This is a genomic window from Aquimarina latercula DSM 2041 (genome assembly GCF_000430645.1).
Classification (GTDB): Bacteria; Bacteroidota; Bacteroidia; order Flavobacteriales; family Flavobacteriaceae; genus Aquimarina; species Aquimarina latercula.
Genome location: NZ_AUMK01000004.1, coordinates 64,817 through 86,253 on the forward strand (window position 1 = coordinate 64,817; position 21,437 = coordinate 86,253).

Here is a 21,437-nt window from a genome sequence, read left to right on the forward strand (position 1 = left end):
AAAATAGTACAAGTAATTAGTAAATGGACCAAAAATGAAAATTCAAAAATTAAAGTTATATACAAATAAACTAGATTTAGAAAAACAATTCTATTCAAATACTTTAGGATTTGAAATACTTGAAAGTACAGTAAGCCACTTTACATTAAAAATTGGATGGAGTGAATTAACTTTCGAAAAGTCTGAAAAGGATTATAAGTACCATTATTGTTTTTTAATCCCATCCAACAAACTAAATCAAGCAATAAAATGGATGGAAAAAAGGGTTCCCATTTTAGACTTAGAAGAAGGAAGAAAGACCCAGAGATTTGAAAGCTGGAATGCTGATTCATTTTACTTCTATGATGCTAGTGGAAATATTGCTGAATTTATCGTAAGACATGAACTGAAAAACGCTATTGATTCTGATTTTAAAATTTCGGATGTATTATGTGTAAATGAAATTGGAATGCCTACAAGTGATGTAAAAAAAATGAATAATCAACTTCAAGAAAAGTTTGGAACAAAATTTTGGAAAGGTGATCCTCTAAGATTTGGAACAAATGGTTCGCAAGAAGGATTATTTTTACTACCAAACTATAACTTAAAAGATTTTTGGTTTCCTACTTCCATTAAAATTAAACCAGAACCATTTAGTGTTACAATAAATAATAATGATCAAACATTCTATCTAGAATATAAGAATGAAGAAATAAAAAAGTACTCCTAAAAAAACAACTATCAATTAATATAGCTTTTATTAATTGGCCCTATATTTTGAGTTATTAACCTTATTGTTAGCTAAGTATTCAAACAAAAAACGTGTATATTTAATTACTAATTCTACATACTGTTAGTAATTAAATTACAACACATGAATAGAACTTTAAACCTTCAGAAAAGCCTAGCCATTTTAGGGATTCCTGTATTGATTATTGTTGTTATGATACTTCTAACAAAATCGTCCATATTTACAAAAAACTCCAACAGTTTATCTATTGCAATTACATTTGATTTATTATTAACCGTTCCCTTTATATATTTTCTGCAAATTAGAAAAACCAACATTCCGAAAAGTACTATTCTTTCATTTGTGATTATCGGTATGGTAGTTTGCACAATCATAATTCCTTCCAACAATCAATATTATTTGGATCTTTTTAAGACTTGGATATTTCCTGTTTTAGAACTTTCTATAGTATCATATGTGATATACAAGTTGACTAGGTTTATAAAGCGTTATAAAGTAAATAAAAATGGATCTGTAGACTTTTACCGTTCTAAAGGATACTTGTAGGGAGATACTTCCTAAAGCCGCTGTAATACCTGTAATCACAGAAATTGCTGTTTTTTATTATGGTTTTATTTATTGGAAAAAAAGAAACCTCAGTAAAAATGAGTTCTCTTATCATAAAAACAGTGGAACAATATCTTTATTAATTGCTCTTATAGTTATTATTGGGATAGAAACAGTTGTATTTCATATTCTTCTTGCAAAATGGAATCTCACTGCAGCTTGGATTTTAACTTTTCTTAGTATATATTCTGGTATTCAGATTATTGGTTTTATCAAATCGATGTATAAAAGACCTATTTCTATCGAAAATAATAAATTATTCCTTCGATATGGAATTATGAATGAGACTACTATTGAGTTATCTAATATTGATAGCATAGAAATCTCATCAAAAGATATTGAATTAGACAAAATCACTAGAAAACTATCATTTTTAGGAGTATTAGAAAATCATAATATGATTATAAGGGTAAAAGAAGAAAACACCTTGATTGGGCTTTATGGAATTAAACGTACTTACAAAAATTTAGCAATACATATTGATGACAAAAATGAATTTAAAAATCGAATAATTAGTGTTTCTAATCGATTAAAACTAGATGCAACTTTATAATATAATACACGATCTAAAAAACTTCATAAATTGTTGTTTTTATAAGTCCTTTACCACCTGCTGTATTAATTGATAGTAACTCTTTTTCTTTTTTTATTTTAAAATTAAAAGGTGGTGCTAATAAATTTATTCCGCTTTGCTTTTTTAATCTGATTCCTTGCCCAGAAATCACATCTGTATTTGGATTAAAAATACCTTTTGGTATATGCTCTGTAAGAATAACATACTTAAAATCATATAGCTTATTCACTACTTGTTTTACTTCCTTATTTGACAAATGTTGTAATACTTGCCGTACTATCAAACAATCTGCAGAAGGTAAATCATCGACCGCAGCATCTAGACAATGAAACTCTAAATTTTGTTGCTTAAATTTTTCTTTATTGTACGCTATTAGTTCTGCTACTATATCTATTGCAATATATTTCTTACTGTATTCAACCAATTGCTTCCCTATATTAAAATCACCACAACCAATATCACATACGATCAATGGTGTCTTAAACGACGTTAGAAATGATATTATAGCATCTATATAAGGAAGTACAATCTTAGGGTTATGAGATCCATCGCCAGAATAAAAATCAAATTCTGTACCTCCCCAAAGTTTCTTTTCATAAACCTGAGTCATTGCATCTTTTGTTGGCCAAGGAGTTTTCTTTTTATTCATATTTGTTTTTCTATTCGTCTTTAAAAACTGCTCCTGCAAACTATTAAAGGGATTCTCTTCTAAAAATAAAAATATAATATCGAAACAAACTTACAAATTATGAAGTATAACAACCTCTTAAATTGTTTGGTCATTATTATAATGACAGCTTCAAAAAAGTACAATTAGTAGTCTTTTTTTTGTAGCATCAAAACCTTCATTCTACTTCATCTTTGCATTGTATTAATCATTAAATAAACAAAAAAATGAATATTAAAGACCAAGTACAAAAAATGGATGCAATCGTAGCACAAGGTGCTATTGTTGACGCTGTAAAAGATTTTTTTGCAGATAATGCAGTAACTGCTGATTACGGTAATAGTGGAACAAATGGAAAACCTGAAATGGTAAAAAAAATGGAAGGTTTTGCTAATGCTATAGCTAAGGTTAATGGAATTACACATCATCATACCATTGTTAATAAAAATATTTCTGCTTCTGAATTCACTTTTGATTTTGATATGAAAGATGGCAGTAAAATATACTGGCACGAAATTATACGTCGAATTTGGAATGACCAAGGAAAGGTTACTCAAGAAACATATTTTAACGCAGAATAATTAACATCAATAATAACATTTAAATAAAAACATTATGAAACTTATAAAATCATCATTAATAATAATCGCACTAATTTTTACCGCTAATTTATCTGCACAAGATAAAAAAGCCAATAACGTAGACAATAGCAATATAGCATTACAAGGATATAGCCCAGTATCTTACCTAGATCTAGGTTTAGCGCAGAGAGGAAATAAACAATATAAATCAGAACATCAAAAAATCATTTATTATTTCACCTCATCAGATCAAAAACAAGCTTTTGATAACAACCCTGCTAAATATCTACCGCAATATGGAGGATTCTGTGCATTCGGTTCGTATGCAGGTGCAAAATTTAGAGTTGATCCAACAAAGTTTATTGTTAAAGACAGTAAGTATTATCTATTCTTAAATAACGTAGAACTAGATGCTAAACAACTATGGTTAGCAGAAAACAATCATAATAAACTAAAAAGTACTGCTGATAAAAACTGGAGTAAACTAAGTAAAACTCACAATTAATTTTCCCATCACTTTAAATTTAAAAATCATGAAATTTGTAACCAAAAGAATACACGCATTTTTAGATTATCCTGTTGCGATTATATTAATATTACTACCATACATACTTGGTTTAGGAAGTTCCAATCCAATGGCGCTATATGTTTCTGTAGCAACTGGGGTTGCAGCTTTTATATTGACCTTATTAACAGATCATAGTTTAGGAGTATATCGTATTGTACCATATAAAGTTCATTTAATTGTAGATTTTTTAGTAGCAATCGTATTTATTATCGTTCCTTTTATTTTATCATTCCAAGGAATAGATGCCTACTACTATTGGATAAATGGTGCAATGGTTCTTATAGTAGTAAGCCTACATAAACCAGAAATATCTGTCTGATATATAAATATTTGATCAAATAGATTACAGTAATAACATTAATGAGTAATAACCGTTTGAATCTTAATTTAAGCGGTTATTGCTTTTATATATTATAATTAAAAAAGCTATCATTAATATCTTGAATGATTCATTCTAAAACTTCTTACACTTTTATTATCTTGCTTTTGAATAATAAATTTCTTGTTAATCTTGCGGGATCCACTATAAAGGATCCAAAAAGTGTATATTGTAAATTGAATGCATCACGTCGAAAAATTTTCACCAGAACTTAATAAAGTATACTTTATAGAAAAACATACGTTAATCCACATTTTATCGGGTAACGGGAGTATTCAGGTTGATTTTAAAAATTATTTAGACTGGCAAGAAAAAGCCATTTTTTTAGAAAAAGGACAATACATCAAGTTTCTTTCAGACAATTTCACCATCAGAAGAATTGAATTCTCGAACAAAGAGAAATTTTATAATACCGAAGTTCGAGTATTATTTAAACATCTAATATCTTTAGGGTATATTGATTTATTAGAATGTGACGAATGTAATAACTTTTTATCAGAATCAACATTAACAGATAATTCCTCTAATATTATAGATATTTCTTCAAAACAATGGTACTGGCAAAACCCTTTTAAAGCAAACAAAGAAGAATATCAGATTATTTTTGATATTAAAGATATTATTGATGAAGAATATTCTAATAATTTAACCAGTAACGATCTAGTAAATCTTATTAATGATAATGGATATAATGCCCAAGCACTTATTAAAAATAAAGTAGGATTGTCAATTAAAAATTTAGTTAGCTCTAAAAGATTACAGGAAAGTCAAAAACAAATTGCTTTTACCGATAAGAATATTCAGGAAATCTCTTATGATTTAGGGTTTAAGGATGATGCTTATTTTAATCGTGTTTTTAAAAATTCAACTGGACAAACGCCTAAACAGTTTCGAGAAAACTTCGATTTTGAAAAACGAGATACATTTACCCAAAATATTCTAGAACTTTTACAAAAATATCATACTCAAGAAAGAGCTCTAGAATTTTATGCTGATAAAATGAATCTATCTATTAAAGCGCTTTCTAGTAAAGTTAAATCTAAAATGAATATCACTTTAGGCCAATTAATCAGATTAGAACTTATCAATACTGCAAAATTTATGCTCATTGAAGGGGAATCTATTTCTGAGATATCTAGAACCTTAGGTTTTGAAGAACCTAACCATTTTACTCGGTTTTTTAAACATTATTTAGGTATTTCACCAACGGATTTTAAATCAAGCATTTAAATAAAAAAATCCAAGCTAATATCCTGTTTACAAAATGTATCTGATTTGTAACAATTCAGTCAAAACATATAACAATTCGGTAATTATAATTACTTTCATACTACGTATCGCAGTAGCTTTTGCATAAATTAATACATTATGTTTTTAAGCGCTATAGGTATTGTTCATTTCGCCTCATCAATAATTTCATTATTATTTGGAACTCTAGCTTTAATAAAACCTAAAGGCACCAAAAATCATAAGAGAATTGGTTATATCTATACCATTGCTATGAGCGTTTTACTGGCAACTTCTTTTATGATATATCGATTACATGGAACATTTGGTGTACTACATTGGTTCGCAGTAATTAGCAGCATCACTTTATTATTAGGAATTATACCAATGTTCATAAAAAAGCCAACAAATTATTTACAACTACATCTTAGTTTTATGTATTGGAGTGTGATAGGATTGTACTGTGCATTTTTTGCCGAAGTACTTACGAGAATACCATTTATGCTAAAGGTTAATAGCAACATAATCCCTATTTTTTATTCATTAGTAGGAATTGCTGCAGCAGTAGTTAGTATAATAGGTTCAATTTATTTTAGAAAATATAAAGAATCTTGGATGAGTCTTATAGAAGATTCTACAACTAAAAAATAAACGCTGTATTTCTACAGCGCTTACAAATGATATAATGACTTTTATTTTGGCATTACAACATCACCAATTACATGAATCACTCCGTTAGAAGCCATTACATCAGTTTTTACAATTTGGCTATAATTACCATTTTGGTCTTTTAGCCATATTTTCCCATCCTTTTTCAGAACTTTTAATTTCGCACCATTCAGAGTAGTTAGTTCCGCTTTTCCACCGCCACTTTTCAATGCTTTTACTACAGCTCCAGCATCAATTTTACCTGATACTACGTGATATGTAAGAATTGAAGTTAACTTTGCTTTATTAGCTGGTTCTAATAAAGAATTTAAAGTTTTAGAATCAATCTTTGCAAAAGCATCATTCGTGGGAGCAAACACTGTAAATGGGCCATCGCCTTTTAATGCTCCTACTAAATCTGCTGCTTTTACCGCTGTAACCAATGTAGAGAAATCATCTACCGAAGCTGCCACATCTACAATATCTTTTTTTGATTGTGCAAACATCGATTGAGATACTACGAATAAGAAAAGAGTCGAGGTAATAAAAATTAGTTTTTTCATGATTTTATTTTTTAATAATTAAACAATGTTAAACGCGCTTTTCATTATCATATACACAAGTTTGTTTCGTTTGGATGAGTTTGGATGAGATTTTTTTTAAATTTGAAGAAGTCAATAATAAATGAAAGACGATTTAGAGCTCATAAAAAGATTACAGAATCAAGACACAAAAGCGTTGTCTAAGGTCTATGATCTATACTCTGGAGCGATTTATGGCGTAATTTTAAGAATGTGTAAAAATGAACCTTTAGCACAAGAATTATTACAAGAAACATTTATGAAAATTTGGCAAAAAGCAACTACTTATGATTCAGAAAAAGGAAAGTTTTTTACATGGTCCTACCGAATAGCTAGGAACCTTACGTTAAATTCTTTAAGAAAAACAGAAACCCTCATCCAAAATGAGGATTTAAGTGTATATAAAGATAGAAGTACTTCTGAAGAAGAAATAGATACAAAAGGGATAGTAGGTTCTTTAAAGAAATTAGAACCTCATCATCAAAAAGCTTTAGAACTTGTATACTTTAATGGACTCACTCATAGAGAAGCTCATGAAGAGATGAATGTACCATTAGGAACATTCAAATCGTATATAAAACAAGCTCTTAAGAAATTGCGTGAATCTTACAAAGAAGAACTTATTATCGTATGGATTATTATTGAACTGATGAGATGATGGATAGGAATACAATAAAAAATACAGGAATACTAGAACAATATCTATTAGGTGAGCTTTCGGAGAAGGAATCTATAGAAGTAGAAAATATTCTAAAAGAGGATGATGAGTTGCGTGAATACTTTAGCAAAATGGAAGATGATATGGAGCAAATAGCTTTAGAAAATGCCATCTCCCCTCCCACTCATTTAAAAACAGCACTATTTAATACGATAGAAAAAGCTACTATACATTCTGATGAAAAAGTAATTCCATTACAAAAAACAAAAAGAACATCTTATAATTTTGCAGTTGCGGCAAGTTTAGCTACACTATTTTTATTGAGTTCTAGTTGGTTATATAATCAATGGAAAGAGACAGAACAGACTATAGTGAATTTACAACAAGAAACAGATAATTTACGAACCAAATTGGTAAATATAGAAGGAGATTTAAAGGAAACGAATGATTGGTATCGAGCGATTAATAAACCCGATGTAGTTCAATTGGTTTTAAAAGGAAATGAAAAATCACCTAATTCTGCTGCTGTTGCTTATGTTAATCATCAAAACAAAGAAGTTATATTAAACCCTCAAGGACTTTCTAAGCTAAAGAACAATAATACTTATCAAATGTGGGCGGATGTAGATGGAGAAATGATAGATATGGGGGTTATTTCTTCTGATGCTGAAATGATAAAAATGAAATACATAGAAAATGCTGAATCATTAAACATCACTATTGAACCAGCTGGTGGAAACGATCATCCTACGGTAGAACAGCTTATTTCTAATGTGATTTTATAATCTAAAAAATATCTAAGTTTTTATAACCCAAATACTAAATACTGTATATGATTTTTGAAACTCATCAATTGAATGGTCCCATTAGTGAATACATTGAATCTATATTTCATTTTAAAGATTTTATGCCAGATCATTCTATAGAGAGAGTTATACCAACAGGACATGTTTTTATTATATTCGAACTAGATAACATCCCAAGAAAAACATTTGATAATACTACGCTAAAACCAAATAAAACATATACAAAAGCCTGGGTATCTGGCATACATAAAAACTACATTTCAATCTCAGCACACCCAAAATCAGAAATGTTTGTAATTCAGTTTAAACCTTTTGGAACCTATCCCTTTTTTCATTTTCCTGCGGAAAATCTGAGTGATAAGGTTTTATCTTATGAAGAAATTTTTAAAGAAGAGCTAACACAACTGAGAGAAAACCTTAAGAAGCAAGAATCATCTAAGGATAAATTCAATGTAGCAGAACAATGGTTAATAAATAGATTTAATGATTCTAAAATACCTTCTAAAGAATTGCTCTATGTAATAAAAAAGTTGGAAACAGCACCTGTAACGAATTTTAATGAAGCTATCAATGGCTATCCTTATACTCAAAAGCATCTTATAGATCAATTCAAAAAATATATAGGTGTTACCCCCAAATATTATCAACGAATTTTACGATTTAATGAAATCTTAAAACAAATTCGACAAAAAGAAAGTATCACTTGGTCCCAAATAGCATATCAATGTGGTTATTCCGATCAATCACACTTTATAAAGGAGTTTAATCATTTTTCTGGCTTTAACCCTCAAGAATTTATTAAACAGGAATTTAATAAAGATGAACCTAACTTCTTTCCTTTGGATAGAGAAGGTTAATTTTTTACTATCATAGTACTTTTTGTTTTTATTACTTCGCATTAAATTGATAATGATATGAAAACATCTTTTCTAATAATTCTAATTATTTCCCCTTGGTTATTTCTTTATTCGCAAGATCAAAAGTTACAAACAGAAAAAAGAGTTACTTCTACCATTGATTCTACAAATAAAAAGGAGCTTGTACTCATACAAGAGTTTATCATTAATGTTCCATTAGATTCTGTTTGGAATGCATATACAACCAAAAAAGGTTGGGAAAACTGGGCAGTGGCATTAGCAGAAGTTGATTTTAAAATCAATGGAAAAATAAGAACCAATTATAATAAAAATGGAAGGATTGGAGATAGCACAACAATACATCTTAATATTGTGAACTATGTGCCCAAAAAAATCATAACACTACAAGCAGAACTTACTAGTAATTTTCCGAATTTTATGAAAAAAGATGAAAAAGATCTTTATAATATTATATCTTTTGAAAATATCACAACTAAAAAAACCAAGGTAACTTCTTATGGAGTTGGCTATAAGAATAATCCAAAATATCTATCCTTAATGAAGTTTTTTATTAGTGGTAATGAAAAATCATATTTGAATTTAATTACATACTTAGAAACTGGCAAACGATCAATTAACTATTAAAATATGGACAAAGCACTACAAACCATGATAAGTAACATGCCTGAAAAAACAGGTAAATCATTAGATGAATGGAAAAAAATTCTACAAGAAAAATCTTTCGCTAAACACGGAGAAGCTATGAAGTTTTTGAAGGGTGAACATGGAGTTACACACGGTTTTGCTAATACCATTATTGCGCTATCTAAAGAATCAAACGAAACTCCGGATGACTTAGTTACGAATCAGTATAAAGGAAAAGAAACTTTATTACCAATCTATCAAAAACTATTAGCTGTAGTTAATTCTTTTGGCACTGATGTCATAAATACTCCTAAAAAAACAAGTGTCAGCATTATCAGAAAAAAACAATTCGCACTTATTAAGCCAGCAACTAAAACAAGAATAGATCTTGGTTTAAAATTAAAAGACGTACCAACAACAGATCGATTACTAAATTCTGGTCCTTTTGGAACAATGTGTACTCATAGAGTTCAATTAACAACTCTAGATCAAATAGACTCAGAACTTACCGAATGGCTAAAAGAAGCTTATAAAAAAGCTGAATAATAATTAAGCATTTAATGTAATTTAGTATAAACAACTATCTATCATTGCATTACTATATAGTATACAATGATCAATAAAACTTTATATTTTATTTATGAGGTAATTCACATGTTCAGGACAGTTTTATGAAGATATTGCCGTCAAATTAGAACACTCATAAAATAAAATTTAAATGAACATTACATTAGATCAAGCAGAAAAAATAATTAATGCTGCAAAAGCAAAATCAATTGCGCTAAACACTAAAATGAATATTTCTGTTGTTGATGCTGGAGCAAATCTAGTTGCTTTTGCACGCATGGATGGCGCATGGTTAGGATCTCTAGATATATCATTAAAAAAAGCTAAAACAGCGCGATTTTTTGATATGAATACAGGTGTTATTGGAGAGTTATCACAACCAGGAGGCGCTTTATATAATATAGAACATTCTAATGGAGGTTTAATAACCTTTCCCGGTGGAATACCTATAAAAAACGAAAAAGATGAAATTATTGGTGCAATCGGAGTAAGCGGTAGTACTGTAGAAAATGATCACGCGGTAGCAGAAGCTGGAGCTTCAGCTCTATAATTTTTTTGTAAAAAGGTGTAGATTATCTAAAAACAAAACTTATATAATCTACACCTTCTAATTTCATTCTTAGGCATTACTAATAGTATAAATATGAAAAAAATAGTTAGCTATATCTGGCCGCTTACCCGAAAAATCTCATCTAAGATCAACGGAACATTGGAGATTACCTGGATGAATGGTAAAAAAGTTTTGGATAGTGAAATGGCTAATTATTCCTACGGTTCATTGCAGCGTATTTTAGATTATGGTTTATCTAAGATATACTTTGATAGTAAAGCAAACATCCTGTTGTTAGGAATGGGGGGAGGAAGTGTCATAGAGACATTAAAAAAGAGGTATAATCATAGAGGACATATTACCGCTGTAGAAATTGATCCAGTTATAATCAAACTAGCAGGAGATGAATTCGATATTATTCAAAGTAATAATTTATCTATTATATCTGACGATGCAGCTAATTTTATTAAAAATTGTAAAAGCTCTTTTGACCTTATCGTTATAGATATTTTTATTGATTTAGAAGTACCGGACAAATTCTATACAATTGAATTCTGGCGTTCTCTCATAAAACAGTTGAAATCAAAAGGAAATATCCTTTTTAACGCCGGAATCCAGTTAGAAAATGATACTGATATACAATCAATAATACGAACATACTCTAAAGAGATTGAATTTCAGTTACATGATAATGTTCACGGAACAAATACTCTTTTAATCGGAAGGAAAAAATAGTATCTTCGTTTGAGATATTTATTTCGTCCTTCATGAATGCAAAAAGCCTTAGCACTACTGCCCAAACGATAGCATCCTATATCCATAGAACTCCCGTATTGACATCTAGACTTATCAACCAAATATCTGGTGCGGATCTTTATTTTAAGTGCGAAAACTTTCAGAGAATGGGAGCTTTTAAAATGAGAGGTGCTACTCATGCTATTCTTAAATTATCAGAGGAACAAAAATCAAAAGGTGTTGTTACTCATTCTTCCGGTAATTTTGCACAAGCACTATCTCTATCCGCTCAAATTTTAGGTGTTAAAGCCTATATCGTGATGCCATCTAATGCTCCACAAGTAAAAAAGGACGCGGTTAAGGATTATGGAGGAGAAATCATAGAATGTCCTCCTACCCATAAAGATCGAGAAGAAACCACAAATAAAATTCAAAAAGAAAAAGGAGCTACATTTTTACATCCATATAATGATCATAATGTTATATTAGGACAAGGGACTGCTGCATTAGAATTATTAGAAGATCACCCAGATTTAACATATATATTTGCTCCTGTTGGTGGTGGTGGATTAATTGCAGGAACGTCATTAGCTGCTCATTATTTTGGAAAAAATTGTACCGTAGTTGGAGGAGAACCTTTTGAAGTTGATGATGCATACCGTGCATTACAAAGTGGTACTTTAGAAATTAATGAAACAACTAATACTTCTGCTGATGGACTTAAGATGCCTCTAGGTGATCTTACTTTTCCAATTCTACAACAATACGTTTCAGAAATTATACGAGTAGATGAAGAAGAAATCATAAGTGCTATGCGTCTTATTTGGGAACGTATGAAAATTATAATAGAACCTTCTTGTGCTGTTCCTCTAGCAGCTTTGCTTAAAGAAAAAGAACGTTTTAGGCATCAAAAAATAGGAATTATTCTATCCGGTGGAAATGTAGACCTTAATAATCTTCCTTTCTAAAACCATTTTAATACTTATTTAACAAAGCCTAAAAAACCCTTATCTATAAAGGTCTCAACAACAAAACTCCTAATAAGTTAGTTTAACTCCTAATAGATTAGTTGTAAAACTAATTTATTAGGAGTATGTTTGTTCTATCAAATTGAAAATCATGCAAAAGTTAGCTAAACGAGAAGAACAGATTATGCAGAGTTTATGGAAACTCAAGAAAGCTTTTATTAAAGAGATTATTGAAGAGCTACCAGATCCGAAGCCTCATTATAATACCACTGCTACTATCGTGAAAATTTTAGAAGAGAAAGGTTTTATTAGTCATAAGGCATTTGGTAATAGTTTTCAATACTATCCTTTAATTTCAAAAAATGATTATCAAAAAGATGTTTTGGGAGAAGTTGTCAATAATTACTTCGATAACTCACCTTTAGCATTGGTTAAATTCTTTGCTAAAGAAGAAAAAATAAATACTGAAGAGTTAGAAGAAATTATTAAACTCATTAAAAGCAAGAAATAATGGCGTATATCATCTACAGTTCAGCACTTATAGGTTTGTCATATTTGATATATAGATTATTCCTATCTAAAGAGACTTTTTATCACCTAAACAGAGGAGTATTAATTAGCTTGATGGTGATCTCATTTTCCATACCTTTTATCTCGGTACCAGAAAATATATCTTTTAGAACGGCCTTATTTCAGAAAGAAATTATCGAAAATCCGGTACCTAACTTGGTTGAAACTAATGTTTATAACAATGAAGACTCAGTAAGCTTTTCTGAGAATACAACTACCATTACTGCTACTGAATCAATAAACCCTGCTATTATTTCTTTGGATTGGAAATCAATAATTCTCTATATCTATATTTTAGGTGTAATGGCGTTTGGAGTTAATTTTTTAATTCAATTGATTGTATTAGTATACAGAATGATAAAGTTTCCTACTATCGAAGTTGATGCATACAAAATTGTAGAAACGGATACTAATCATGCACCCTACTCTTTTTGGAATAGGATATTCATCAATCCAAATCAATACAATCCAGATACATATTTGCAAATACTAAAACATGAACAATTACATATTTCCGGAAAACATAGTTTAGATATGTTATTAGTAGAATTATTAGTTACTATACAATGGTTTAATCCATTTGCCTGGTTATATCGTAAGGCCATTGACAATAATCTAGAATATCTTACGGATCACGGTATGCTTATTAAAGGGGAGAATAAAGAAGTATATCAAATGAATTTATTAAAAGTATCAACCCCAGATATGCCTACAGGTTTGGCAACAAGTTACAATCAATCATTTCTCAAAAAACGAATCATTATGATGAATTCCAAAAAATCAACAGCAAAATCAGGATGGAAATACCTAATCATTATTCCATTACTGGCAGTAACCGTATTATCATTTAATCCGGTCAGTATTAACACATCAATTGATGAATCTATTTCTAATGAATTAGAAACCCCAAGTGATGAACATTTTAAAGAGTCCAAGTTTAAAAATGACTTTACCAAAGGAGCCTGGGATGCAGAAGAAGGAGGCGGTAAACTCTGTATTATGTATAGAAATGCAGAACCTCTAAAAAGAAGTTATTGGTCTATAACGCGTTGTTACGATCCTTCATTTTTTGCCGATTTCCCTTCGGGTAGCAAACAAAAATTCGAAATTACACGAGATGCAGGAACTATGGTATTTAGTGGTCAATACGAAAATGGGATTGGAGATGGAAGATATACTTTTACACCCAATACAAGTTTTAGCAGCGCATTATCTAAACAAGGATTTAAGGTAGATAATGAAGAGCTTGTACATTGTTTTCTTACTGATTTTGACAATGCTTATTTGGCTTATCTAAAACAAGAAAATCTTTCTCTAGATCAAGATGATTTTGAAGATATCATACACAAAGGACTTTCTTTGGAAAAATTGAAAATGTATAGAAAAGAATTATCCAAATTAGGATATACAGATTATACTATGAATGAGGTAAGTAAATTAAACTTATTTGATGTAGATGTTGCCTATATAAAATTCATTAACAACGTTAATGGTCAACAAGCTACATTAAAAGAAATTACGAAAGCTAAAATTCATAATCTATCTCCAGATTTTATTAAATCTTATAATGACAATGGATATAAAAAGATGTCATTAAATGACTATATGAGACTAAAGATTCATAATGTATCTCCTGATTTTATTGCCGATTTTAAAAAAGAAGGATACACAAATATTTCAGCAAAGGAGGCACAGAATCTGAAGATCCACAATGTGACTCCACAATATGTGCAAGCTTATAAAAACGTTGGATACAAAAACATTACTCTAAAAGAGGCTAAAAACCTAAAAATACATAATGTAACACCAGCATTTATAAGCAGTTTTAAAACATCGGGATATCCAAATATCACATTAAAAGAAGCTAGAAATCTTAAAATACATAATGTAACACCAGACCTTATAAAATCTTATAAAAAAGCAGGGCAAACCAATCTTTCCTTAAAAGAAGCCATTAAATTAAAAATTCATGGAATTTCTCCTGAACAAGCAAAAGCTGCTCAACAAAACGGAAAATCAAGTTCTTCTACAAGTAGTTCGGGAAAAGGATATCAAGAAATTAAACAAAACCCTAATGACTTTATAAAACAATTTAAGGCACTTGGTTATGAAAACGCTTCCGTAGATGATATCATTTCACTTAAAATTCATAATGTGACTCCAGAGTTTATAAAAAAATATCACGCCGCGGGGTATAAAAACATTCCTTTAGATAAAGTTGTAGGTTTAAAAATTCATAATGTGACTCCAGAATTCATTAATACCTTTAAAAAAGCTGGATATCAGAATATTTCTATAGATGAAGCAATGTCATTAAAAATACATAATGTATCGCCAGATGTTGCTAAAGAGTATAAAAATATTGGATATAGTAATTTAGATATTGACGATTTGATGTCTTTAAAGATTCACAATATTTCTCCTGAATATATTAAAGAATTTAAAAAAACTAAGTTTGGTAATCTTCCTTTAGATGATATTATGTCTTTCAAAATACATAATGTAACTCCAGAGTTTATAAAAACATTTGAAGATATAGGTTATAAGAATATCACAGCTGATCAAGCGCAAAGTTTAAGAATTCATGGAGTAACTCCAGAGTTTGTAAAATCATTAAAGGAACAGGACAATGATGTCTCTCTTGATCAAGCAATCAGAATAAAAATTCATTTTTAAATGAATATTGTCAAGAACTAATCTATCATTTATACATTCATCAATCATAGAAAATGCTGTTACTAATAGTCTGTAACAGCATTTTTAATTAATCTTAAACGATTAGGCAGACATTCTAAATCATCAGATATAATCAAAATCTATATAGAACTTAGATTATTTGTGTATATGTAATCCTATTTGCCTATGTATTCTGAGTGAATTGTCTTTTTCTCTTCTCCAATATGAGATCCCAGATCCTGTGGTATTACCTGAAAATCCTGGCACCGTCCAATCTACATAAAACCCTCCATATTTGATATATCCATTTTCTACTTTATCATATGCATACGTCATAATTTCAAGGGAATCAATTTTTGCAGGATTCTGATAATATGCTTTATAATGATCTAACAAAACAGCTTTTCCAGTTTTAATGGTATCGGCGAATGGCAAATACATTGTATCGTCGGTATATGAATCTGCTGTTTTTTCAGGAATTCTAGCAATTACATTACTTTTTCCCAAAGTTGTATAGGCCATCAATTCTCTTGGTATCTCAATAGTTTTTAGTACAGATGTACTTGCTTCGGGAACCAAAAATACTTTAGGATCATCAATATGCTCTAAATAGCCTAATGCTTCTGCGCGTATCATTAGTTTTCCATTTACCATCTTTTTCCAAACATTAAAATACTTTCCTTTTAATTTTTTCGAGTTTTCAAAAACCGTGGTAAACAAACCTATTTCTATAATTCTATTAGAAAATTCTATAACATCAATCGTTTCCCTATGATATTCTTTAATATTCTGTCTCGCAAATATAGTGTCATAGTATATTTTAATATTATCACTATGAACTATTAATGGATTGTAATCCGTAAATAACAAAGATTCTTGATCATACAAATCATGTATCGCTTCAAAAGAACTTGTCTTTATTGCTGTACTAATTCTTTCATTATACTCTTGCAAAAGATCTTCCACCCTTTCTGATTCTTGTAATTCATCAATCTTATTACTCTTTGAGTTTTTACAAGCCAATAACGTTGCTAATACAATAGTTAGGACTATGAAATTTTTCATGTTTTGTTTTTTTAAATTCTCAATCTAGTTTAAGAAGTCATATTAAAAATCACTTTCCAAATTTTTAAAGAATCGTTTTTCATCCTTCTAAAAACAAATAAGTTTTTAGTACTAAAAGTATTCGATGTTTCGGTATTTGCTGGATAGAAAGTTCCGGTTACTTTGCCCTGCATCACTACTATTTCTTGATAAGAGTGTATCTCTGTTATTTCGTGTTTCATATCAGCAAAACCAAATTCTTTTTCTTTATCAATATGTGCTATCAATGCCATTTTATCCGTAATTAAAGGCTGATTTGGAGCCATAAGAACGAGATCATCTACCCAAATTCCCATTTTATTTTCTGTAGAAATAGTATGATCATCTAATATTTCTAAAATAGTCTTCACGGATTTTTGATCTTTTTCTACAGAAAAATTTTGTTTTTCTTTTTGATCATCACACCCAATCCCTAAAACCATAATTATCAGCACTATAGTTAAGTTTTTTATCCGCATAAGTATCAATTTAGAGGTTCATTAAAAGGATAAATGTTTGTTTAAAAATGGTAAAACTCTTGTGGCTAAGCGCCCTTCATCTCCCCAATACTTATTCCAAGGATCTCCCACAAATTCTTCACCCATATGATCTACTCCCAAATCCATCATTTTTTTACTAAACCTACGATTAGAAATTACATGTGCTTGTGTTTGATCAAATCTTGCCCAATCAAATGCAATTGCGGTAAGATTTCTTAAATTATCTGCATAATCATCCAGTCTTTCATCAAGATGAAATTCTCTTTGCTCTTTTCTTATATTTTTTGGATGAAGTTGCAAAACATTATTTTCATCTTTTTCAAATAGAAAATCACAATATAAAGGTGATCTATTTGGATTAGGAAGAAATGCCTGACATACACTGGTAAAAATCTTAGTCCTAATATCATCACCTACTTCTTCATATGATCGTGCTACTAATACTTTATCCCAATCAACACCTAAAGAAACTCTTGGCAAATACCCAGAACCAGTAGCTACTGGATGCAACGCATAAACAATATTGAAAATTTCTGGATATGCCATAGCAACTTTTAATGCTCCTCTTCCACCCATAAAATGACCGATTACCGCTCTACTATTTTTATTAGAAATCGTTCGATACTTCCTATCTATAAAAGGAACTAATTCTTCCGTAATAAAATCTAACCAAAAACCGCTTGTGCTAGAGTTTTCAAACAAACTCCCAACAGTTGGCGAAGAGAAATCAGGTATTACCAAAATAAACTTGTTAGATTTATTTTTTATAATATTTTTATCAATGATTTCTGGAGTTTTATGATCAGAAACCACTTGATTTGGATTTTCAAATAAACTATGGAAATAATAGACTACTGGATATTTATTTTTTGATGATGAATAACCTGGCGGAAGGTAAATTTTAATGTTTCTATTGGTATTTAATCCTATTTTATTTTTAGTTAGAATTCTAGATTCTATAGTATCATCTATAATACTACCCTTTATTTTATATTGTGCAGAAGTAGTATGAATACACAAGAATATTAGAAAAAATGATATTGATATTTTCTTCAAAAAAGTAATATACATATTAGAGTTCTTTATGGATTCGTTTATTCGATTAATAGTTATAATCATACGTTGATATCTGTCTTACAATTTTTAAGGTCCCATTAGGTGCTCTTTGCCATATCTTTATTCCTTTACCAGTGCTAATACCAGAATGTTCATTATTTCTCCAATTAGCTATATGACTCGCATAATTAACTACATAACCCCCTAAGTCATTTATGTAGTTGTTTCTTATATCTAGTTTCTCGAAAATCGGAAGTTCTACAACGTGATCTTTAATAAACTTATCTAATGTGGGCTTATCTTTAAATACTGGTTTATAGCTAAAAAAAGCGATCACATCATCGGCATATAACTGCGTCCATAATGTATGATCTCTATGCGCTATAAATTCTTCTGTAAAATGATTAATACTTGCTATTTCAAATCTAATGTTACTATTTATCGGAAGATGCTCCTGATAGGCCAAAACAGTACCTGGAATATCATCAAACTTTAATTGTTCAGTAATATCTGTATGATGATTATAATTCCATATTTCTGAAAGTAAGGAAATGTTATTTTCTTGTTTTCTCCATATGTTCATATATTTTCCATTAAGTTCTTCGACTGCGGCTCCATTTTTTAATCGAATTTTCATAGTAAACTCACCTAATACGGAGATTTGAGATCCTAAATCCAGCGCTTCAATATTCTTTCTTTTATACTCGATAATATCAAATCGATCAAAGAATGCTTTGTGATATCGCATTGCATTTTCTTTTCCTATAAGTGTTTTTTGAAAAGCAGGCATTAGATAAATATCATCAGAATAGTATCCTTCTATTATTTCTGGCGTAGCGGTTATCATTGCTTTATTACTATCCTTAATAAATCTATTTAGAGAAATATTAATATCATTCTCACTCACCATTTTAGTCTGAGCTATTATCGTTAAGGTATGTAGTAAAAAAAACACCCAAAATAGTCCATCTCTAATTTGTCTCATAAAATATTTAGTTTTAGTGGTTTCAACTAAAATATTCTGAAAACAAACATGATAACGTTCGAAATTGACAAAATCAGTATAAGTATTGATCTATAACAAAAATGATGTATCTGCTAGCATGAAAGGACACAAAACGAGATCAATACACTTTCATCAATAATTTGAACACTTTCGTCAATAAATTAGAACCTCAACTCATCTTTAAGAACTATTTTCTTATTTTAATAGATTGTAAATGATATCATTTATGTCTATAAAATTAGATACTATAAAAAACTCTAAAGTACTTATTGGTTTATATCATTATAAAGTACATCACCTTGTGTTTTGGTTTGTTTATCACTATATGTGGTGGGCAATCGGTATTGGAAGTGCTAAAGAAGCTGCTTACAACATTTTTTTTTCGCCATATAATGTGAAATTTTTATTCTATTTTATTTTTCAAGCGGCAGCTGTATACTTTAACTTGTATTATTTGATACCAAAATTTTTAGAGAAAAGAAAATACTTCATATACCTCTCCTTTTTTAGTTTGACTATACTAATTACTGTATTAATCATTACTTCTGGTTATTTTGTTGCGGCTTATGTTTCTGATACTACTCTTACTGAATTATTTGGCGAGCAAACCTTTATTTCTCTTTTAAAATCAGGTCCTTTATCTTCTACATTAGCTAGTATGACACTAGCAATGAGTATTAAGCTGACTAAAAATTGGATTAAATCTCAACAACAGCAACAGTTATTAGAAAAAGAAAAAATAGAAACAGAGCTTAAATTTTTGAAATCTCAATTTAATCCACATTTCTTATTCAATACTATTAATTCCATTTTTGTTTTGATCCATAAAAACCCAGATATGGCTTCAGAATCATTAGCAAGCTTTTCAGACCTTATGCGGTATCAATTATATGAATGTAATGAAGCAAAAATCCCTTTAGAAAAAGAGATTAATTATCTTCATAATTTTATTAACCTTGGAAAACTTCGTCTTGACCAAACAGTACAAGTGATTACTGCTATCAAAGATCAGATGTGCGGTGATTGGTCTATAGCACCTTTTATTCTAATGCCTTTCGTAGAAAATGCTTTTAAACATGTTTCTCAAGGTGTAGATCAAAAAAACTGGATTGATATAAAACTTCATAATACCGAAAATGAAATCATATTTGAAATAACAAACTCTATTAATTCCTATGATAATTATACTACTGAAGATCTCATGAAAAACAATGGAATTGGATTAAAAAATGTACAAAGAAGATTAGATTTAATCTATAAAGATCAATATGATCTCTATATCAAAAAAACTGACAAATTATATCGAGTAGCACTTAAATTAAAGTTGAATCCACACTCTGTTACTTCTGAAGGTATAATTACACCTATTGCGACATTACAATCTTAAAAAGATAATTATGGTTTTAAAATGTATTGTAATTGATGATGAACCACTGGCAAGAGAATGCATAACTAACTACATTAATGAAGTAGATTTTTTAGAATTGCAAGGAACTTGTAGTAACCCTTTGGAAATTACTAAAGTCGAAAATGCGCATGAAGCAGATCTACTTTTTTTAGATATTCAGATGCCTAGAATGAATGGTATAGAATTTTTAAAATCTATGAAATCTAAACCTTTGGTAGTAATCACTACTGCTTTTCCTAACTATGCGTTAGAAGGTTTTGATTTAGACGTAATTGACTATTTACTAAAGCCAATCACCTTTACTCGTTTTTTTAAAGCGGTTTATAAAGTAAAGGATCAGTACATCCTCTTACAAAATAACACTAGTATAAACACTAACAAAGAAAACAGCACTGCTAATTATGTTTTCATAAAATGTGATAGCAGTTATAAAAAAATATATTTCGACGATATTCTGTTCATCAAAGCAATGCAAAACTACGTAGCATTCCATACATCTGATGGAAAAAAACACCTTTCATTAATACCCCTAAAAGAAGTCGCAAAACAACTTAACTCTGAAATGTTTATGCAAGTTCACAAGTCATTTATTATACATATTCATAAAATTGAGGCTATCCAAACAGAAGGGATATCAATAGGATCTTATCATATTCCATTAGGTAGAAATTATAAGGAAGCTATTATGAAAAAGATAGTAAATGATAAAATTTTAAAAAAATAATCATATTCTAACTTTGTAAAAAGGCTGCTAACAGAATAGTAAGCAGCCTTTTATTAACACTAATATT

26 protein-coding genes are annotated in these 21,437 nt (G+C 29.6%); 20 read left to right on the forward strand and 6 right to left on the reverse strand.

Features of this window, described 5'->3' with window-relative positions:
* Positions 1–34: 34 nt before the first annotated feature.
* The 3 genes from H526_RS0104310 to H526_RS32300 all read left to right on the forward strand — a co-directional run bounded on the left by H526_RS0104310 (position 35) and on the right by H526_RS32300 (position 1,889).
* The gene (locus H526_RS0104310; RefSeq protein WP_027391855.1) at positions 35–709 is read left to right on the forward strand and encodes a VOC family protein; all 675 of its coding nucleotides are present in this window, start codon (positions 35–37) and stop codon (positions 707–709) included.
* 144 nt (positions 710–853) lie between these two features.
* Positions 854–1,276, forward strand: a complete 423-nt coding sequence (locus tag H526_RS32295) for a hypothetical protein (protein WP_245591183.1) — start codon at positions 854–856, stop codon at positions 1,274–1,276.
* Between the two features lie 280 nt (positions 1,277–1,556).
* Complete coding sequence (locus H526_RS32300) at positions 1,557–1,889, forward strand: hypothetical protein (RefSeq protein WP_245591184.1); 333 nt, start codon at positions 1,557–1,559, stop codon at positions 1,887–1,889.
* Between the two features lie 13 nt (positions 1,890–1,902).
* Here H526_RS32300 and H526_RS0104320 read toward each other — a convergent pair whose 3' ends face one another.
* Positions 1,903–2,559: a class I SAM-dependent methyltransferase gene (locus tag H526_RS0104320; RefSeq protein WP_027391856.1), complete on the reverse strand. Its 657-nt coding sequence runs from the start codon at positions 2,557–2,559 to the stop codon at positions 1,903–1,905.
* A 245-nt stretch (positions 2,560–2,804) separates the two neighbouring features.
* Between H526_RS0104320 and H526_RS0104325 the strand changes: the two genes are divergently transcribed.
* The 5 genes from H526_RS0104325 (at position 2,805) to H526_RS28295 (ending at position 5,983) form a co-directional block, all read left to right on the forward strand.
* Positions 2,805–3,158, forward strand: a complete 354-nt coding sequence (locus H526_RS0104325) for a hypothetical protein (protein WP_027391857.1) — start codon at positions 2,805–2,807, stop codon at positions 3,156–3,158.
* Positions 3,159–3,192: 34 nt separating this feature from the next.
* Complete coding sequence (locus tag H526_RS0104330) at positions 3,193–3,663, forward strand: YHS domain-containing (seleno)protein (protein ID WP_035084482.1); 471 nt, start codon at positions 3,193–3,195, stop codon at positions 3,661–3,663.
* Between the two features lie 28 nt (positions 3,664–3,691).
* A complete protein-coding gene (locus tag H526_RS0104335; protein ID WP_027391859.1) occupies positions 3,692–4,045 on the forward strand; it encodes an SPW repeat domain-containing protein in 354 nt (117 codons plus the stop codon).
* A gap of 240 nt (positions 4,046–4,285) precedes the next feature.
* Positions 4,286–5,335, forward strand: a complete 1,050-nt coding sequence (locus H526_RS0104340) for a helix-turn-helix domain-containing protein (RefSeq protein WP_027391860.1) — start codon at positions 4,286–4,288, stop codon at positions 5,333–5,335.
* Positions 5,336–5,473: 138 nt separating this feature from the next.
* Positions 5,474–5,983: a DUF2306 domain-containing protein gene (locus H526_RS28295; RefSeq protein WP_051335973.1), complete on the forward strand. Its 510-nt coding sequence runs from the start codon at positions 5,474–5,476 to the stop codon at positions 5,981–5,983.
* Positions 5,984–6,024: 41 nt separating this feature from the next.
* Here the strand turns inward: H526_RS28295 and H526_RS0104350 are convergent, their stop codons facing one another.
* Entirely contained in the window at positions 6,025–6,543 is a 519-nt protein-coding gene (locus H526_RS0104350; protein WP_027391861.1) for a fasciclin domain-containing protein, read from the reverse strand.
* A 121-nt stretch (positions 6,544–6,664) separates the two neighbouring features.
* On the opposite strand from H526_RS0104350, the gene H526_RS0104355 reads away from it, so the two are divergent.
* The 10 genes from H526_RS0104355 to H526_RS0104400 all read left to right on the forward strand — a co-directional run bounded on the left by H526_RS0104355 (position 6,665) and on the right by H526_RS0104400 (position 15,593).
* Positions 6,665–7,219, forward strand: coding sequence for an RNA polymerase sigma factor (locus H526_RS0104355; protein WP_027391862.1), 555 nt, complete (start codon positions 6,665–6,667; stop codon positions 7,217–7,219).
* Positions 7,219–8,004: an anti-sigma factor gene (locus H526_RS0104360; RefSeq protein ID WP_027391863.1), complete on the forward strand. Its 786-nt coding sequence runs from the start codon at positions 7,219–7,221 to the stop codon at positions 8,002–8,004. The genes H526_RS0104355 and H526_RS0104360 overlap by 1 nt, the downstream gene beginning before the upstream one ends.
* A 47-nt stretch (positions 8,005–8,051) precedes the next feature.
* Positions 8,052–8,882, forward strand: a complete 831-nt coding sequence (locus H526_RS0104365; protein ID WP_027391864.1) for a helix-turn-helix domain-containing protein — start codon at positions 8,052–8,054, stop codon at positions 8,880–8,882.
* Between the two features lie 57 nt (positions 8,883–8,939).
* Entirely contained in the window at positions 8,940–9,527 is a 588-nt protein-coding gene (locus H526_RS0104370; RefSeq protein ID WP_027391865.1) for an SRPBCC domain-containing protein, read from the forward strand.
* 3 nt (positions 9,528–9,530) lie between these two features.
* The gene (locus H526_RS0104375; RefSeq protein ID WP_027391866.1) at positions 9,531–10,073 is read left to right on the forward strand and encodes a DUF4287 domain-containing protein; all 543 of its coding nucleotides are present in this window, start codon (positions 9,531–9,533) and stop codon (positions 10,071–10,073) included.
* A gap of 172 nt (positions 10,074–10,245) precedes the next feature.
* A complete protein-coding gene (locus H526_RS0104380; protein ID WP_027391867.1) occupies positions 10,246–10,644 on the forward strand; it encodes a GlcG/HbpS family heme-binding protein in 399 nt (132 codons plus the stop codon).
* A 93-nt stretch (positions 10,645–10,737) separates the two neighbouring features.
* The gene (locus tag H526_RS0104385; RefSeq protein ID WP_027391868.1) at positions 10,738–11,379 is read left to right on the forward strand and encodes a spermidine synthase; all 642 of its coding nucleotides are present in this window, start codon (positions 10,738–10,740) and stop codon (positions 11,377–11,379) included.
* Positions 11,380–11,411: 32 nt separating this feature from the next.
* A complete protein-coding gene (locus tag H526_RS0104390) occupies positions 11,412–12,347 on the forward strand; it encodes a threonine ammonia-lyase (RefSeq protein WP_027391869.1) in 936 nt (311 codons plus the stop codon).
* Positions 12,348–12,498: 151 nt separating this feature from the next.
* Positions 12,499–12,858, forward strand: coding sequence for a BlaI/MecI/CopY family transcriptional regulator (locus tag H526_RS0104395; RefSeq protein ID WP_027391870.1), 360 nt, complete (start codon positions 12,499–12,501; stop codon positions 12,856–12,858).
* On the forward strand, positions 12,858–15,593 hold the full coding sequence (locus H526_RS0104400; RefSeq protein ID WP_035084487.1) for a M56 family metallopeptidase: 2,736 nt from the start codon (positions 12,858–12,860) through the stop codon (positions 15,591–15,593). The genes H526_RS0104395 and H526_RS0104400 overlap by 1 nt, the downstream gene beginning before the upstream one ends.
* Before the next feature lie 156 nt (positions 15,594–15,749).
* Here H526_RS0104400 and H526_RS0104405 read toward each other — a convergent pair whose 3' ends face one another.
* The 4 genes from H526_RS0104405 to H526_RS0104420 are packed head-to-tail and all read right to left on the reverse strand — an operon-like array spanning position 15,750 to position 19,217.
* A complete protein-coding gene (locus H526_RS0104405) occupies positions 15,750–16,658 on the reverse strand; it encodes a Cif family virulence factor (RefSeq protein WP_027391872.1) in 909 nt (302 codons plus the stop codon).
* A 29-nt stretch (positions 16,659–16,687) separates the two neighbouring features.
* Positions 16,688–17,155 (reverse strand): hypothetical protein, encoded by a 468-nt coding sequence (locus H526_RS0104410; protein WP_155839623.1) that lies wholly within the window; start codon positions 17,153–17,155, stop codon positions 16,688–16,690.
* Between the two features lie 21 nt (positions 17,156–17,176).
* Positions 17,177–18,232, reverse strand: coding sequence for an alpha/beta hydrolase-fold protein (locus H526_RS28300; protein ID WP_211237823.1), 1,056 nt, complete (start codon positions 18,230–18,232; stop codon positions 17,177–17,179).
* 46 nt (positions 18,233–18,278) lie between these two features.
* Positions 18,279–19,217 (reverse strand): YybH family protein, encoded by a 939-nt coding sequence (locus tag H526_RS0104420; RefSeq protein ID WP_027391874.1) that lies wholly within the window; start codon positions 19,215–19,217, stop codon positions 18,279–18,281.
* 247 nt (positions 19,218–19,464) lie between these two features.
* Between H526_RS0104420 and H526_RS28305 the strand changes: the two genes are divergently transcribed.
* Positions 19,465–20,625, forward strand: coding sequence for a sensor histidine kinase (locus H526_RS28305; RefSeq protein WP_051335975.1), 1,161 nt, complete (start codon positions 19,465–19,467; stop codon positions 20,623–20,625).
* A 10-nt stretch (positions 20,626–20,635) separates the two neighbouring features.
* Complete coding sequence (locus H526_RS0104430) at positions 20,636–21,370, forward strand: LytR/AlgR family response regulator transcription factor (protein ID WP_027391875.1); 735 nt, start codon at positions 20,636–20,638, stop codon at positions 21,368–21,370.
* The last annotated feature ends 67 nt before the right edge of the window (positions 21,371–21,437 follow it).